Genomic DNA, 14,444 nt, shown 5'->3' with positions numbered 1-14,444 from the left:
GAATGGCTAAGGTATTCGCGATAGCGAACCAGAAGGGTGGTGTGGGCAAGACCACCACCTGTATCAACCTCGCAGCATCGCTGGTCGCGACCAAGCGCCGGGTGCTGCTGATCGATCTCGATCCACAGGGCAACGCCACCATGGGTAGCGGTGTGGATAAACATGGCCTGGAAAATTCGGTCTACGACCTGCTGATCGGTGAATGCGATCTGGGTCAGGCCATGCATTTTTCCGAACATGGCGGTTATCAGCTGCTGCCGGCCAACCGCGATCTGACCGCGGCCGAAGTGGTGCTGCTGGAAATGCAGATGAAGGAAAGCCGTCTGCGCAGCGCGCTGGCGCCGATCCGCGACAACTACGATTACATTTTGATCGACTGCCCGCCGTCGCTGTCGATGCTCACGCTGAACGCGCTGGTCGCCTCCGACGGGGTAATTATCCCCATGCAATGCGAGTATTTCGCGCTCGAAGGCTTGAGCGACCTTGTGGATAACATCAAGCGCATCGCGGAACTGCTCAACCCGAACCTGAAAGTCGAGGGGCTGTTGCGGACCATGTATGACCCGCGCCTGAGCCTGATGAACGACGTGTCGGCACAGCTCAAGGAGCACTTCGGCGAGCAGCTGTACGACACAGTGATTCCGCGCAACATCCGTCTGGCCGAAGCGCCGAGCTACGGCATGCCGGCGCTGGCGTACGACAAGCAATCGCGCGGCGCGCTGGCCTATCTGGCACTGGCGGGCGAGATGGTTCGCCGTCAGCGCAAAAATTCACGCATCGCCGCTGCCCAGCCAACTTAAGGAAACCTCATGGCCGTCAAGAAACGAGGTCTCGGACGTGGACTGGATGCACTGCTGAGCGGTCCGACGGTCAGCGCCCTGGAAGAACAGGCCGCGCAGGCTGATACCCGGGAATTGCAGCATTTGCCGCTGGACCTGCTTCAGCGCGGCAAATACCAGCCGCGTCGGGACATGGATCCGCAGGCGCTGGAAGAACTGGCGTCATCGATCAAGGCTCAAGGCGTAATGCAACCGATCGTGGTGCGCCCGATTGGCGAGGGTCGCTTCGAGATCATTGCCGGTGAGCGTCGTTGGCGTGCCAGCCAGCAGGCCGGGCAGGAAACCATTCCGGCCATGGTTCGCGATGTGCCCGATGAAACCGCGATCGCCATTGCGCTGATCGAGAACATCCAGCGCGAAGACCTTAGCCCGATTGAAGAAGCCGTCGCTCTGCAGCGTTTGCAGCAGGAATTCCAGCTGACTCAGCAGCAGGTGGCCGAGGCTGTGGGTAAGTCCCGCGTGACTGTGGCTAACCTGTTGCGACTTATTGCGTTGCCGGAAGTCATCAAGACCATGCTATCCCACGGCGATCTGGAAATGGGCCACGCCCGTGCCTTGCTCGGTCTGCCGGACCATCAGCAGGTCGAAGGGGCGCGACATGTTGTCGCACGAGGGCTGACCGTGCGCCAAACTGAGGCGCTGGTTCGCCAGTGGTTGAGTGGCAAACCGGAGCCTGTCGAAGCCGCCAAACCCGATCCGGACATTGCTCGCCTCGAGCAGCGACTGGCCGAGCGCCTAGGCTCTGCGGTGCAGATTCGCCACGGCAAGAAGGGCAAAGGCCAATTGGTGATTGGTTACAACTCGCTCGATGAGCTTCAAGGTGTGCTCGCACACATCCGCTGAAACATTTCCTCATGTAGCGCGCAGTCGGAAATCACTACCTGACAGTTGAATAGGGGCAGAACCGCCCCTATACTCTGCGCGCATTTTGTCGGCACAAATTATGCCAAGTTAGTGAATTCTGGCAGCCGACCATTGGAGAGCAAACGTGATGGAAACCCGCAAGCCAAACCGCCTGCCGTTCCATCGCCTGGCGGTTTTTCCGGTGCTGATGGCTCAATTTGTCGTTTTGCTGATTGCCGCGTTGGCGCTCTGGCAATGGCATGGAGTCGTTGCCGGATACTCGGGACTTTGCGGAGGCCTGATAGCCTTGCTGCCCAATGTTTATTTCGCTCACAGGGCATTTCGGTTTTCCGGCGCCCGAGCAGCCCAGTCCATCGTCCGGTCTTTTTATGCCGGCGAGGCAGGCAAACTGATTTTGACGGCAGTGCTGTTTGCACTGGTGTTCGCAGGTGTGAAGCCACTGGCGCCGATCGCAGTATTCGGCGTGTTCGTGCTGACGCAGTCGGTCAGCTGGTTCGCTCCCCTGCTGATGAGAACAAGACTTTCGAGACCTTAGGGCGTTTGAGGCAACCATGGCAGAAACAACCGCTTCGGGCTATATCCAGCACCACTTGCAGAACCTGACCTTCGGTCAGCTACCCAACGGCGGCTGGGGCTTTGCCCACACCGCAGCAGAGGCCAAGGAAATGGGCTTCTGGGCTTTCCACGTCGATACCCTCGGCTGGTCGGTCGCGTTGGGTCTGATCTTCGTGCTTCTTTTCCGCATGGCGGCAAAGAAAGCGACTTCGGGTCAGCCGGGTGCTTTGCAGAACTTCGTTGAAGTATTGGTCGAATTCGTCGATGGCAGCGTGAAAGACAGCTTCCATGGCCGTAGCCCGGTGATCGCACCGCTGGCACTGACCATCTTCGTCTGGGTGTTCCTGATGAACGCCGTCGATCTGGTACCGGTCGACTGGATTCCTCAGCTGGCCATCCTGATCTCCGGCGACCACCACATCCCGTTCCGCGCCGTGTCGACCACCGACCCGAACGCGACCCTGGGCATGGCGTTCTCGGTGTTTGCGCTGATCATTTTCTACAGCATCAAGGTCAAGGGCATCGGCGGCTTCATCGGCGAACTGACCCTACACCCGTTCGGCAGCAAGAACATCTTTGTTCAAGCGCTGCTGATCCCGGTGAACTTCCTGCTGGAATTCGTGACCCTGATCGCCAAGCCGATCTCTCTGGCTCTGCGTCTGTTCGGCAACATGTATGCCGGCGAGCTGGTGTTCATTCTGATCGCTGTGATGTTCGGCAGCGGCCTGCTCTGGCTGAGCGGCCTGGGCGTTGTTCTGCAGTGGGCGTGGGCAGTGTTCCACATCCTGATCATCACGCTGCAGGCGTTCATCTTCATGATGCTGACCATCGTCTATCTGTCGATGGCGCACGAAGAAAACCATTAAGACCAGTCTCGACTAGTCTGATGTCCCTCCCGGTCAAACGGGAGGGGGCTCTTCACAGGGCACCTGAAACGATTTGTTTTACCGCTTTAATCTAAAAAACCTAAACCATACGACGTAAAAGTCGGGAGGAAAGATGGAAACTGTAGTTGGTCTAACCGCTATCGCTGTTGCACTGTTGATCGGCCTGGGCGCACTGGGTACCGCAATTGGTTTCGGCCTGCTGGGCGGCAAGTTCCTGGAAGGCGCAGCGCGTCAGCCAGAAATGGTTCCAATGCTGCAAGTTAAAATGTTCATCGTTGCCGGTCTGCTCGACGCCGTAACCATGATCGGTGTTGGTATCGCTCTGTTCTTCACCTTTGCGAACCCGTTCGTTGGTCAGATCGCTGGCTGATTACCCGGAGTCTTCCGAGTAATCTGGTGTGATGGACAACGTAACTGCGAGGTGTTGGCGTGAACATTAATGCGACCCTGATTGGCCAGTCCGTTGCGTTCCTGATTTTTGTACTGTTCTGCATGAAGTATGTATGGCCTCCGGTCATCGCTGCTCTGCACGAACGTCAAAAGAAGATCGCTGATGGTCTGGACGCTGCCAGCCGTGCAGCTCGCGACCTGGAGTTGGCCCAAGAAAAAGCGGGTCAGCAACTGCGCGAAGCGAAAGCTCAGGCAGCTGAAATCATCGAGCAAGCCAAGAAACGCGGTAACCAGATCGTCGAAGAGGCTGTTGAAAAAGCCCGTATCGACGCTGACCGTGTGAAGGTTCAGGCTCAAGCCGAGATCGAACAGGAACTGAACAGCGTCAAAGACAAGCTGCGTGCCCAAGTGGGCTTGCTGGCTGTTGGCGGCGCCGAGAAGATCCTGGGTGCCACAATCGATCAAAACGCGCACGCAGAGCTGGTTAACCAACTGGCTGCTGAAATCTAAGCGAGGGCGATCATGGCAGAACTGACCACGTTGGCCCGACCTTACGCTAAGGCGGCCTTCGAGCACGCTCAGGCCCACCAGCAACTGGCCAATTGGTCAGCCATGCTCGGCCTGGCAGCAGCGGTGTCGCAAGACGACACCCTGCAGCGCGTGCTCAAGGCCCCGCGACTGACGAGCGCAGAAAAGGCCGCCACGTTCATTGACGTGTGCGGCGACAAGTTTGATGAAAAAGCACGCAACTTCATCAACGTCGTTGCCGAAAACGACCGTCTCCTGCTTCTGCCGGAGATCGCCGCTCTGTTCGACCTGTACAAGGCCGAACAAGAGAAATCGGTAGACGTTGAAGTGACCAGTGCTTTCGCATTGAACCAAGAACAGCAAGACAAACTCGCCAAGGTTCTCAGTGCACGACTCAACCGGGAAGTGCGCCTGCAAGTTGCGGAGGACGCTGCCTTGATTGGTGGTGTCGTGATCCGCGCCGGCGACCTGGTTATCGATGGCTCGATTCGCGGCAAAATCGCGAAACTTGCCGAAGCATTGAAATCTTGAGTTTGAAGGGGCAGCAGAGCAATGCAGCAACTCAATCCTTCCGAAATAAGTGAAATTATCAAGGGCCGCATCGACAAGCTCGATGTGACCTCCCAAGCCCGTAACGAAGGCACTGTCGTCAGCGTATCTGACGGCATCGTGCGGATTCACGGTCTGGCCGACGTCATGTACGGCGAGATGATCGAGTTTCCGGGCGGCGTCTACGGTATGGCCCTCAACCTGGAGCAGGACTCCGTAGGTGCCGTGGTATTGGGCTCCTACCAGTCGCTGGCTGAAGGCATGAGCGCCAAGTGCACCGGCCGCATCCTCGAAGTTCCTGTTGGTAAGGAATTGCTGGGCCGCGTAGTCGATGCACTGGGTAACCCTGTTGACGGCAAAGGTCCACTGGGCAACACCGAGACCGACGCGGTCGAGAAAGTTGCTCCAGGCGTGATCTGGCGTAAGTCGGTAGACCAGCCTGTACAGACTGGCTACAAGGCTGTCGATGCCATGATCCCTGTCGGCCGTGGCCAGCGTGAGCTGATCATCGGCGACCGTCAGATCGGCAAGACCGCTCTGGCAATCGACGCGATCATCAACCAGAAAGACAGCGGCATTTTCTGCGTCTACGTAGCCATCGGTCAGAAGCAATCGACCATCGCCAACGTGGTTCGCAAGCTGGAAGAAAACGGCGCCCTGGCCAACACGATCATCGTGGCTGCCAGTGCTTCGGAATCTCCTGCGCTGCAGTTCCTGGCACCGTACTCCGGTTGCACCATGGGTGAATTCTTCCGCGACCGCGGTGAAGACGCGCTGATCGTTTATGACGATCTGTCCAAGCAGGCAGTGGCTTACCGCCAGATTTCCCTGTTGCTGCGCCGTCCACCAGGCCGTGAAGCTTACCCAGGCGACGTGTTCTATCTCCACTCCCGTCTGCTGGAGCGTGCATCGCGCGTTTCCGAAGAATACGTCGAGAAGTTCACCAACGGCGCAGTGACCGGCAAAACCGGTTCCCTGACCGCACTGCCGATCATCGAAACCCAGGCTGGCGACGTTTCCGCGTTCGTTCCGACCAACGTGATTTCCATCACCGACGGTCAGATCTTCCTGGAATCGGCCATGTTCAACTCGGGCATCCGCCCTGCAGTGAACGCCGGTGTTTCGGTATCCCGTGTGGGTGGTGCCGCTCAGACCAAGATCATCAAGAAGCTCTCCGGTGGTATCCGTACCGCTCTGGCTCAGTACCGTGAACTGGCGGCATTCGCCCAGTTCGCTTCTGACCTGGACGAAGCGACCCGCAAGCAACTTGAGCATGGTCAGCGCGTTACCGAGCTGATGAAGCAGAAGCAATACGCACCAATGTCGATCGCTGACATGGCGCTGTCGCTGTATGCCGCTGAGCGTGGGTTCCTGACTGACATTGAAATCGCCAAGGTCGGCAGCTTCGAACAAGCGCTGATTGCTTTCTTCAACCGCGATCACGCCGATTTGATGGCGAAGATCAACGTTAAAGGTGACTTCAATGACGAAATCGACGCTGGCATGAAAGCCGGTATCGAGAAGTTCAAGGCCACCCAAACCTGGTAAGCCGCAGCGGGAGCCGCGAGGCTCCCGCTTGCTAACCTGATAGGTGTTACATGGCAGGCGCAAAAGAGATTCGCAGTAAGATTGCGAGCATCAAAAGCACGCAAAAGATTACCAGCGCCATGGAAAAAGTGGCGGTCAGCAAAATGCGCAAGGCACAAATGCGCATGGCTGCTAGCCGTCCTTATGCGGAGCGTATCCGCCAGGTAATTGGGCATCTGGCCAACGCCAACCCGGAATACCGCCACCCGTTCATGATCGACCGCGAAATCAAGCGCGTCGGTTATGTCGTCGTGAGCAGTGACCGTGGTCTGTGCGGCGGCTTGAACACCAACCTGTTCAAGGCCCTGGTCAAGGACATGGCGGTAAACCGCGAAAACGGCGTCGAGATTGATCTGTGTGTCGTTGGTAGCAAGGGTGCGGCCTTTTTCCGCAACTTCGGCGGTAACGTCGTTGCAGCTATCAGCCACCTGGGTGAAGAGCCGTCGATCAATGATCTGATCGGCAGCGTCAAGGTGATGCTGGATGCCTACCTGGACGGCCGTATTGACCGCTTGTCCGTGGTGTCCAACAAGTTCATCAACACCATGACGCAACAGCCTACCGTGGAGCAGTTGATTCCACTGGTGGCCACCCCGGATCAGGATCTCAAGCACCACTGGGACTATCTCTACGAACCGGACGCCAAAGAGCTGCTTGACGGCTTGATGGTCCGTTACGTCGAGTCGCAGGTCTACCAGGCGGTGGTCGAGAACAACGCGGCTGAACAAGCTGCGCGGATGATCGCGATGAAGAACGCTACCGACAACGCCGGTGATTTGATCAGCGATTTGCAGCTGATCTACAACAAGGCGCGTCAGGCTGCGATCACCCAAGAGATCTCGGAAATCGTCGGCGGCGCTGCCGCGGTTTAACGGTTCAAATATTCAGAGGATCCAGCTATGAGTAGCGGACGTATCGTTCAAATCATCGGCGCCGTTATCGACGTGGAATTTCCACGCGACAGCGTACCGAGCATCTACAACGCGCTGACTGTACAAAGCGCGGCCGCAACCACTCTGGAAGTTCAGCAGCAGCTGGGCGACGGCGTGGTTCGTACCATTGCGATGGGTTCCACCGAGGGCTTGAAGCGCGGTCTGGAAGTCAGCGACTCTGGCGCAGCCATCTCCGTACCGGTCGGTAAAGCGACCCTGGGCCGGATCATGGACGTCCTCGGCAACCCGATCGACGAAGCTGGCCCGATCGACACCGAAGAACGCTGGGGCATTCACCGTCCTGCGCCTTCCTTCGCGGAACAAGCGGGCGGCAACGACCTGCTGGAAACCGGCATCAAGGTTATCGACCTGGTTTGCCCGTTCGCCAAGGGCGGTAAAGTCGGTCTGTTCGGTGGTGCCGGTGTAGGCAAAACCGTAAACATGATGGAACTGATCCGTAACATCGCCATCGAGCACAGCGGTTATTCCGTGTTCGCCGGTGTGGGTGAGCGTACTCGTGAGGGTAACGACTTCTACCACGAGATGAAGGATTCCAACGTTCTGGACAAAGTGGCACTGGTTTACGGTCAGATGAACGAGCCGCCGGGAAACCGTCTGCGCGTAGCCCTGACCGGCCTGACCATGGCCGAGAAGTTCCGTGACGAAGGTAACGACGTTCTGCTGTTCGTCGACAACATCTATCGTTACACCCTGGCCGGTACTGAAGTATCCGCACTGCTGGGCCGTATGCCTTCGGCAGTAGGTTACCAGCCGACCCTGGCTGAAGAGATGGGCGTTCTGCAGGAACGTATCACTTCGACCAAGGAAGGTTCGATCACTTCGATCCAGGCGGTATACGTACCGGCGGATGACTTGACCGACCCGTCGCCAGCGACCACCTTCGCCCACCTGGACGCCACCGTCGTTCTGTCCCGTGACATCGCTTCCCTGGGTATCTACCCGGCGGTAGACCCACTGGATTCGACTTCGCGCCAGCTGGACCCGAACGTGATCGGCCAGGACCACTACGACACCGCTCGCGGCGTTCAGTACGTTCTGCAACGTTACAAAGAACTGAAGGACATCATTGCGATCCTGGGTATGGACGAGCTGTCGGAAGCCGACAAGCAGTTGGTAAACCGTGCTCGTAAGATCCAGCGCTTCTTGTCGCAGCCGTTCTTCGTGGCTGAAGTCTTCACCGGTGCTTCGGGTAAATACGTTTCCCTGAAAGACACCATTGCTGGCTTCAAAGGCATCCTCAACGGTGACTACGACCACCTGCCAGAACAAGCGTTCTACATGGTTGGCGGCATCGAAGAAGCGATCGAGAAAGCCAAGAAACTGTAATCCCGGCGCCCGGCAACGGGCGCTAATTTAGGTTGAGGCAATCAGATGGCTATGACAGTCCATTGCGATATCGTCAGCGCGGAAGGGGAAATCTTTTCCGGCCTGGTCGAGATGGTGATTGCGCACGGTGCACTGGGTGATCTTGGTATCGCTCTGGGTCACGCGCCGCTGATCACTAATCTCAAGCCGGGTCCGATCCGCCTGATCAAGCAAGGCGGGGAAGCCGAGGTGTTCTACATCTCCGGTGGTTTCCTCGAGGTTCAGCCGAACATGGTCAAGGTGCTTGCCGATACTGTGCAACGTGCCGCCGACCTGGATGAAGCTCAGGCTCAGGCAGCGCTCAAGGCTGCCGAGAATGCCCTGAACGAAAAAGGCGCGGACTTCGATTACGGCGCCGCCGCCACACGTCTGGCCGAGGCTGCAGCCCAGCTGCGCACCGTCCAGCAGATCCGCAAGAAGTTTGGCGGTTAATCCGTCAGCCGCTTGTTGTGCGATTGATAAAAAAGGGTAGCCTCGGCTACCCTTTTTTCTTTTCCGAATTCCCGAAACCCGGTCGCAGTCGCTGACCACCCAGGATTGGTAGCCAGTCATGTCTCTTGAAATCGTTATCCTCGCGGCCGGCCAAGGCACCCGCATGCGTTCGGCCCTGCCGAAGGTGCTGCACCCGATTGCCGGCGATTCCATGCTGGGCCATGTTATCCACAGCGCCCGTCAGCTCGACCCACAGCGCATTCATGTGGTGATCGGGCACGGTGCCGATGTGGTGCGTGAACGTCTGGCGGCCGATGATCTGAATTTCGTCCTGCAGGACCAGCAGCTCGGTACCGGCCACGCCACGGCGCAAGCGGTGCCTTTCATTACCGCCGACACAGTGCTGATCCTTTACGGTGACGTGCCCCTGATCGAAGTCGAAACCCTGCAGCGTTTGCTCAAGCACATTGTCCCGGGCCAGATGGGTTTGCTCACCGTCGAACTCGACGATCCGACCGGTTATGGTCGCATCGTTCGTGATGCTGATGGCAAGGTTGCCGCCATCGTTGAGCATAAAGACGCCAGCGAAGCCCAGCGCACGATTACCGAAGGCAACACCGGCATTCTCGCCGTGCCGGGCAATCGCCTCGCCGACTGGATGAGTCGTCTGTCGAACAACAACGCCCAGGGTGAGTACTACCTGACCGACGTGATCGAAATGGCGGTCAGCGATGGTCTGGTGGTGGCCACCGAACAACCACATGACCCGATGGAAGTGCAGGGCGCCAACGATCGCAAGCAACTGTCCGAACTGGAGCGTCACTATCAGCTGCGCGCCGGCCGTCGTTTGATGGCACAAGGCGTGACCCTGCGTGATCCGGCACGTTTTGATGTACGTGGTGAAGTCACCGTCGGTCGTGACGTGCTGATCGATATCAACGTGATCCTCGAAGGCAAGGTAGTGATCGAAGATGACGTGGTCATCGGCCCGAATTGCGTGATCAAGGACAGTACCCTGCGCAAAGGTGTGGTGATCAAAGCCAACAGCCACATCGAAGGCGCGATTCTCGGCGAAGGCAGCGATGCCGGCCCGTTCGCGCGTCTGCGTCCTGGCACTGTGCTTGAAGCGCGTGCGCATGTGGGTAACTTCGTCGAGTTGAAAAACGCCCACATGGGTGAGGGTGCGAAAGCGGGACACCTGACCTATCTGGGCGATGCCGAAATCGGTGCACGCACTAACATCGGCGCCGGCACCATCACCTGCAACTACGACGGCGCCAACAAGTGGAAAACCGTGTTGGGTGCGGATGTGTTCATCGGCTCCAACAATTCGCTGGTTGCGCCTGTGGATATCTCCGACGGTGCAACCACGGCGGCCGGTTCTACGATCACGCAGAATGTGGATAACGCGCAGTTGGCCGTAGGTCGTGCGCGACAGAAAAACATCGACGGCTGGAAGCGGCCGGAGAAAATCAAGAAATCCTGAGTTATCCACAGTCCTCTTTGTGGGAGCGAGCCCGCTCGCGAAAGCGTTTGATCAGGTGTAGCGATTAGCCTGAGTGACCCCTTCGCGAGCATGCTCGCTCCGATACGAATCGCTTCATTTTCTGAATTTTTCTCGCGACAGCTTGACGGCATTGTTTCGATAGGTTTTGATTGCTTACGTTATCTTTCGAATCGAAACATAAGCCGCCATGTCGAAACGCAACACGCCCCAGCGCCGCCACAACATCCTCGCCTTGCTAACTGAGCGGGGCGAAGTCAGTGTGGATGAATTGGCCAAGCGCTTCGAAACCTCCGAAGTTACGATTCGCAAGGATCTGGCTGCGCTCGAAAGTCACGGTCTGTTGCTGCGCCGTTACGGCGGAGCGATCAGCATGCCGCAGGAACTGGTCGCAGAAACTGCGCAGAGCGTCTCCAGATACAAACAGGCGATTGCTCGCGCCGCGGTGAAACGCATCCGCGAACATGCACGGATCATTATCGACAGCGGCAGTACCACCGCCGCCATGATTCCCGAACTCGGCCAGCAGCCGGGGCTGGTGGTGATGACCAACTCCCTGCACGTCGCCAATGCCTTGAGCGAGCTTGAACACGAGCCCGTACTGCTGATGACCGGCGGCACCTGGGATCCGCATTCGGAATCCTTCCAGGGTCAGGTCGCCGAGCAGGTACTACGCTCCTACGACTTCGATCAGTTGTTCATTGGCGCCGATGGCATCGATCTGGTGCGCGGGACGACCACCTTCAATGAACTGCTCGGCCTGAGCCGGGTGATGGCTGAAGTGGCACGCGAAGTTATCGTTATGGTTGAGGCCGACAAGATCGGCCGCAAGATTCCCAACCTGGAGCTGCCGTGGAGCAGCGTCCATACCCTCATTACCGATGATCGCCTGCCCGATGAGGCCCGCGATCACCTTCAGGCCCGCGGTATCACCGTGATTATTGCGGCTGTCAGTCAGGAGAAATAAACATGTGTGGAATCGTCGGCGCAGTGGCTGAACGTAATATCACTGCCATCTTGCTCGAAGGCCTCAAGCGCCTCGAGTATCGCGGCTATGACAGCGCGGGTGTTGCGGTGTACACCAACGACGCCACCCTCGAGCGCGTGCGTCGCCCGGGCAAGGTCAGTGAGCTCGAAGCGGCGCTGGCCGAACAGCCACTGGTCGGCCGTCTCGGCATCGCCCACACGCGCTGGGCGACTCACGGCGCGCCGTGCGAACGCAACGCCCACCCGCATTTCTCCGGTGACATTGCGGTGGTGCACAACGGCATCATCGAAAACCACGAATCGCTGCGCGAACAACTGAAAGCGCTCGGTTATGTGTTCACTTCCGACACCGACACCGAAGTCATTGCCCACCTGCTCACCGAAAAGCTCAAGCAGCAGCCGGATTTGAGCGCTGCGCTCAAAGCCACCGTCAAGGAACTGCACGGCGCTTACGGTCTGGCCGTGATCAATGCGCAGCAACCGGATCGTCTGGTCGCTGCGCGCAGTGGTAGTCCGTTGGTGATCGGCTTGGGTCTGGGCGAGAACTTCCTCGCCTCCGATCAACTGGCGTTGCGTCAGGTCACCGACCGCTTCATGTACCTGGAAGAGGGCGATATCGCCGAAATTCAGCGCGACAGCGTGCAGATCTGGGACGTCGACGGTAACGCCGTCGAGCGTCAGACTGTGCAGTACACCGATGGTGCCGAGGCCGCCGACAAAGGCGAATTCCGCCACTACATGCTCAAGGAAATCCACGAGCAGCCAGCGGTGGTGCAGCGCACCCTCGAGGGCCGCCTGAGCAATGATCAGGTGCTGGTGCAGGCTTTCGGCCCGCAAGCCGCCGAGCTGTTTGCAAAAGTACGCAATGTGCAGATCGTCGCCTGCGGCACCAGTTATCACGCCGGCATGGTTGCGCGGTACTGGCTGGAAGAACTGGCCGGCATCCCGTGCCAGGTCGAAGTCGCCAGCGAATTCCGCTACCGCAAAGTGGTGGTGCAACCGGATACGCTGTTCGTGACCATCTCGCAATCGGGCGAAACCGCCGACACCCTGGCCGCGCTGCGCAACGCCAAGGAACTCGGCTTCCTCGCCAGCCTGGCGATCTGCAACGTCGGCATCAGTTCGCTGGTGCGCGAATCCGACCTGACCCTGCTGACCCAGGCCGGCCGCGAAATCGGCGTCGCCTCGACCAAAGCCTTCACCACGCAATTGGTCGGCCTGCTGCTGCTGACCCTGTCGCTGGGCCAGGTTCGCGGGACTTTGGCCAAAGGCGTTGAAGCCACGTTGGTCGAAGAACTGCGTCGCCTGCCAACCCGTCTGGGCGAAGCCTTGGCGATGGACAGCACCGTCGAAAAAATCGCTGAACTGTTCGCCGAGAAGAACCACACCCTGTTCCTCGGTCGCGGTGCGCAATTCCCGGTGGCGATGGAAGGTGCCTTGAAACTCAAGGAAATCTCCTACATCCACGCCGAAGCCTACCCGGCCGGCGAGCTCAAACACGGCCCGCTCGCGCTGGTGGATAACGACATGCCGGTGGTCACCGTTGCGCCGAACAACGAACTGCTGGAAAAACTCAAATCCAACCTGCAGGAAGTGCGCGCCCGTGGCGGTGAACTGATCGTCTTCGCCGATGAAAAAGCGGCGATGACCAACGGCGAAGGCACCCACGTGGTACAGATGCCGCACATTCACGACATCCTCTCACCGATCCTTTACACGATCCCGCTGCAGTTGCTGTCGTACTACGTCGCGGTGCTCAAGGGCACGGACGTGGATCAGCCGCGTAATCTGGCGAAGTCGGTGACGGTGGAATAACACGCACGTTTGGCACGACGGGTAGCAAGTCGTACGCCGTAGACGTTACTGCTGGTATCACCATATTACGGTATACCACAGTGACGTCTTTTACATTCAGTTTGTCTGTGACTGAAAGCCCCTTTCCAGAGGGGGTTAGCGGTTGGCTTGGAATTTGCTGGCAAGGGATAACGTCTCGAAGAGTACCTTGCGATGATCATCTTCCCGTCAGCCTTGGCTAATGCACACAACAGGCGTGCCTGTTCTGCCAGTGCGTTGCCAAGCGACGCGATGAAAGGTTATCTGCGCCGATCCCCCGCACCGTCACAGGTCGAGCTCAAACGCATGCCCGCGTGCGTGGCCGCCAAGCAGAACGGCTTCTGGCAGCCCGTCAACTGATCCCTCCTGGCGAGCATCCGCCTCGCTTCCCCCCAGCGCCTTATCAAAGGCCGCTGAACTCTTTTGATACCTCCACGGTGAGCATATTGGCCCACCGGGGGTAGTTGCAGCCGGAAAAAACCGATGAGCAAAGATACTGCCTTACTGATTATCGACCTGCAAAAGGAAGATTGCTTCGCACTTGAGCGTTTTGACCACGTCGTCGAGAACGCGGCCGCATTGACAGACAACGCACGAACATTGGGAATTTCGCTGTTTTACACCCGCCACATCAATGAAGCCCATGGGGCGGACTTGATGCTTGGCGAGCCAGTGGACAACTCAGGCCAACCCACCTCGTACCTCGACGGCACTCGCGCGATCGAGATTCTCGATGCGCTTGCCCCGTTTGAGGGTGACATCGTGCTCGACAAGTATCGCTATAGCGCGTTTCACGGAACCCGTCTGGCGCAAATGCTCAAGCGCAGGGATATCAAAAACCTGATCGTGATCGGTGTCTTGACTGACGTGTGCGTGATGACCAGCGTGTTCGATGCCTACCAACACGACTTCAACATCACCATCGTCAGTGATGCCTGCACGGCCACGACCCTGGCGGCGCACTATTCTGCGTTGTTCATTCTCTCCAATTGGGTATACGGCCTGAAAATCGTAACCACAGCGCAGTTGCTCAAGCGTTGGCGGGGTCAGCCAGCGACCTGCCTGGTGACTGAAAAACCCGACCACCTTGCCTTCCAGCCCGAAGCGTTTGTCGAGGCCATTCAGCGCCTTGAAAACAGCCTAGATGAACGTTGATTGGAGCGATGACCAT

At 58.2% G+C, this 14,444-nt stretch carries 16 protein-coding genes; all 16 read left to right on the top strand.

Going from position 1 to position 14,444, the window contains the following annotated elements; genetic code table 11:
- Positions 1-2 precede the first annotated feature (2 nt).
- The gene (locus tag ACGSLL_RS08265; RefSeq protein WP_203420125.1) at positions 3-800 is read left to right on the top strand and encodes a ParA family protein; all 798 of its coding nucleotides are present in this window, start codon (positions 3-5) and stop codon (positions 798-800) included.
- Between the two features lie 9 nt (positions 801-809).
- Positions 810-1,682 (top strand): ParB/RepB/Spo0J family partition protein, encoded by an 873-nt coding sequence (locus ACGSLL_RS08260; protein WP_394504764.1) that lies wholly within the window; start codon positions 810-812, stop codon positions 1,680-1,682.
- Positions 1,683-1,830: 148 nt separating this feature from the next.
- Positions 1,831-2,238 (top strand): F0F1 ATP synthase subunit I, encoded by a 408-nt coding sequence (locus ACGSLL_RS08255; RefSeq protein WP_090287824.1) that lies wholly within the window; start codon positions 1,831-1,833, stop codon positions 2,236-2,238.
- A gap of 16 nt (positions 2,239-2,254) precedes the next feature.
- On the top strand, positions 2,255-3,124 hold the full coding sequence (gene atpB / locus ACGSLL_RS08250; RefSeq protein ID WP_042607991.1) for a F0F1 ATP synthase subunit A: 870 nt from the start codon (positions 2,255-2,257) through the stop codon (positions 3,122-3,124).
- Between the two features lie 133 nt (positions 3,125-3,257).
- Positions 3,258-3,515 carry a F0F1 ATP synthase subunit C gene (gene atpE / locus ACGSLL_RS08245; protein ID WP_003097235.1) on the top strand — a complete coding sequence of 86 codons (258 nt, stop codon included), beginning with the start codon at positions 3,258-3,260 and terminating at the stop codon, positions 3,513-3,515.
- Between the two features lie 59 nt (positions 3,516-3,574).
- Entirely contained in the window at positions 3,575-4,045 is a 471-nt protein-coding gene (locus ACGSLL_RS08240) for a F0F1 ATP synthase subunit B (RefSeq protein ID WP_016772403.1), read from the top strand.
- A gap of 12 nt (positions 4,046-4,057) precedes the next feature.
- Entirely contained in the window at positions 4,058-4,594 is a 537-nt protein-coding gene (locus ACGSLL_RS08235) for a F0F1 ATP synthase subunit delta (RefSeq protein ID WP_016772404.1), read from the top strand.
- A 21-nt stretch (positions 4,595-4,615) separates the two neighbouring features.
- Positions 4,616-6,160: a F0F1 ATP synthase subunit alpha gene (gene atpA, locus ACGSLL_RS08230; protein ID WP_016772405.1), complete on the top strand. Its 1,545-nt coding sequence runs from the start codon at positions 4,616-4,618 to the stop codon at positions 6,158-6,160.
- Between the two features lie 50 nt (positions 6,161-6,210).
- Positions 6,211-7,071: a F0F1 ATP synthase subunit gamma gene (gene atpG, locus ACGSLL_RS08225; RefSeq protein ID WP_007911960.1), complete on the top strand. Its 861-nt coding sequence runs from the start codon at positions 6,211-6,213 to the stop codon at positions 7,069-7,071.
- A gap of 27 nt (positions 7,072-7,098) precedes the next feature.
- Positions 7,099-8,478, top strand: a complete 1,380-nt coding sequence (atpD, locus tag ACGSLL_RS08220) for a F0F1 ATP synthase subunit beta (protein WP_090287822.1) — start codon at positions 7,099-7,101, stop codon at positions 8,476-8,478.
- A gap of 45 nt (positions 8,479-8,523) precedes the next feature.
- Entirely contained in the window at positions 8,524-8,949 is a 426-nt protein-coding gene (locus tag ACGSLL_RS08215; protein WP_016772407.1) for a F0F1 ATP synthase subunit epsilon, read from the top strand.
- Between the two features lie 118 nt (positions 8,950-9,067).
- Entirely contained in the window at positions 9,068-10,435 is a 1,368-nt protein-coding gene (gene glmU, locus ACGSLL_RS08210) for a bifunctional UDP-N-acetylglucosamine diphosphorylase/glucosamine-1-phosphate N-acetyltransferase GlmU (RefSeq protein WP_394504758.1), read from the top strand.
- Between the two features lie 208 nt (positions 10,436-10,643).
- A complete protein-coding gene (locus tag ACGSLL_RS08205; protein ID WP_208939146.1) occupies positions 10,644-11,420 on the top strand; it encodes a DeoR/GlpR family DNA-binding transcription regulator in 777 nt (258 codons plus the stop codon).
- 2 nt (positions 11,421-11,422) lie between these two features.
- Positions 11,423-13,255 carry a glutamine--fructose-6-phosphate transaminase (isomerizing) gene (gene glmS / locus ACGSLL_RS08200; protein WP_394504755.1) on the top strand — a complete coding sequence of 611 codons (1,833 nt, stop codon included), beginning with the start codon at positions 11,423-11,425 and terminating at the stop codon, positions 13,253-13,255.
- Between the two features lie 192 nt (positions 13,256-13,447).
- Complete coding sequence (locus ACGSLL_RS08195; protein ID WP_394504753.1) at positions 13,448-13,633, top strand: hypothetical protein; 186 nt, start codon at positions 13,448-13,450, stop codon at positions 13,631-13,633.
- A 123-nt stretch (positions 13,634-13,756) separates the two neighbouring features.
- Positions 13,757-14,428: a cysteine hydrolase family protein gene (locus tag ACGSLL_RS08190; protein ID WP_394504751.1), complete on the top strand. Its 672-nt coding sequence runs from the start codon at positions 13,757-13,759 to the stop codon at positions 14,426-14,428.
- Positions 14,429-14,444 lie beyond the last annotated feature (16 nt).

It is taken from the genome of Pseudomonas retamae (genome assembly GCF_043496865.1).
GTDB classification, from domain to species: Bacteria; Pseudomonadota; Gammaproteobacteria; order Pseudomonadales; family Pseudomonadaceae; genus Aquipseudomonas; species Aquipseudomonas retamae.
Note: the sequence above shows the minus strand (reverse complement) of the source record. Positions and strands in the feature narration are given on the sequence as shown.

What these genes read in the sequence shown, in the direction of transcription:
- ACGSLL_RS08265 (WP_203420125.1), top strand. Translation starts at nt 3, where the DNA reads ATGGCTAAGGTATTCGCGATAGCGAACCAGAAGGGTGGTGTGGGCAAG.
- ACGSLL_RS08260 (WP_394504764.1), top strand. Translation starts at nt 810, where the DNA reads ATGGCCGTCAAGAAACGAGGTCTCGGACGTGGACTGGATGCACTGCTG.
- ACGSLL_RS08255 (WP_090287824.1), top strand. Translation starts at nt 1,831, where the DNA reads ATGGAAACCCGCAAGCCAAACCGCCTGCCGTTCCATCGCCTGGCGGTT.
- atpB (WP_042607991.1), top strand. Translation starts at nt 2,255, where the DNA reads ATGGCAGAAACAACCGCTTCGGGCTATATCCAGCACCACTTGCAGAAC.
- atpE (WP_003097235.1), top strand. Translation starts at nt 3,258, where the DNA reads ATGGAAACTGTAGTTGGTCTAACCGCTATCGCTGTTGCACTGTTGATC.
- ACGSLL_RS08235 (WP_016772404.1), top strand. Translation starts at nt 4,058, where the DNA reads ATGGCAGAACTGACCACGTTGGCCCGACCTTACGCTAAGGCGGCCTTC.
- atpA (WP_016772405.1), top strand. Translation starts at nt 4,616, where the DNA reads ATGCAGCAACTCAATCCTTCCGAAATAAGTGAAATTATCAAGGGCCGC.
- atpG (WP_007911960.1), top strand. Translation starts at nt 6,211, where the DNA reads ATGGCAGGCGCAAAAGAGATTCGCAGTAAGATTGCGAGCATCAAAAGC.
- atpD (WP_090287822.1), top strand. Translation starts at nt 7,099, where the DNA reads ATGAGTAGCGGACGTATCGTTCAAATCATCGGCGCCGTTATCGACGTG.
- ACGSLL_RS08215 (WP_016772407.1), top strand. Translation starts at nt 8,524, where the DNA reads ATGGCTATGACAGTCCATTGCGATATCGTCAGCGCGGAAGGGGAAATC.
- glmU (WP_394504758.1), top strand. Translation starts at nt 9,068, where the DNA reads ATGTCTCTTGAAATCGTTATCCTCGCGGCCGGCCAAGGCACCCGCATG.
- ACGSLL_RS08205 (WP_208939146.1), top strand. Translation starts at nt 10,644, where the DNA reads ATGTCGAAACGCAACACGCCCCAGCGCCGCCACAACATCCTCGCCTTG.
- glmS (WP_394504755.1), top strand. Translation starts at nt 11,423, where the DNA reads ATGTGTGGAATCGTCGGCGCAGTGGCTGAACGTAATATCACTGCCATC.
- ACGSLL_RS08195 (WP_394504753.1), top strand. Translation starts at nt 13,448, where the DNA reads ATGATCATCTTCCCGTCAGCCTTGGCTAATGCACACAACAGGCGTGCC.
- ACGSLL_RS08190 (WP_394504751.1), top strand. Translation starts at nt 13,757, where the DNA reads ATGAGCAAAGATACTGCCTTACTGATTATCGACCTGCAAAAGGAAGAT.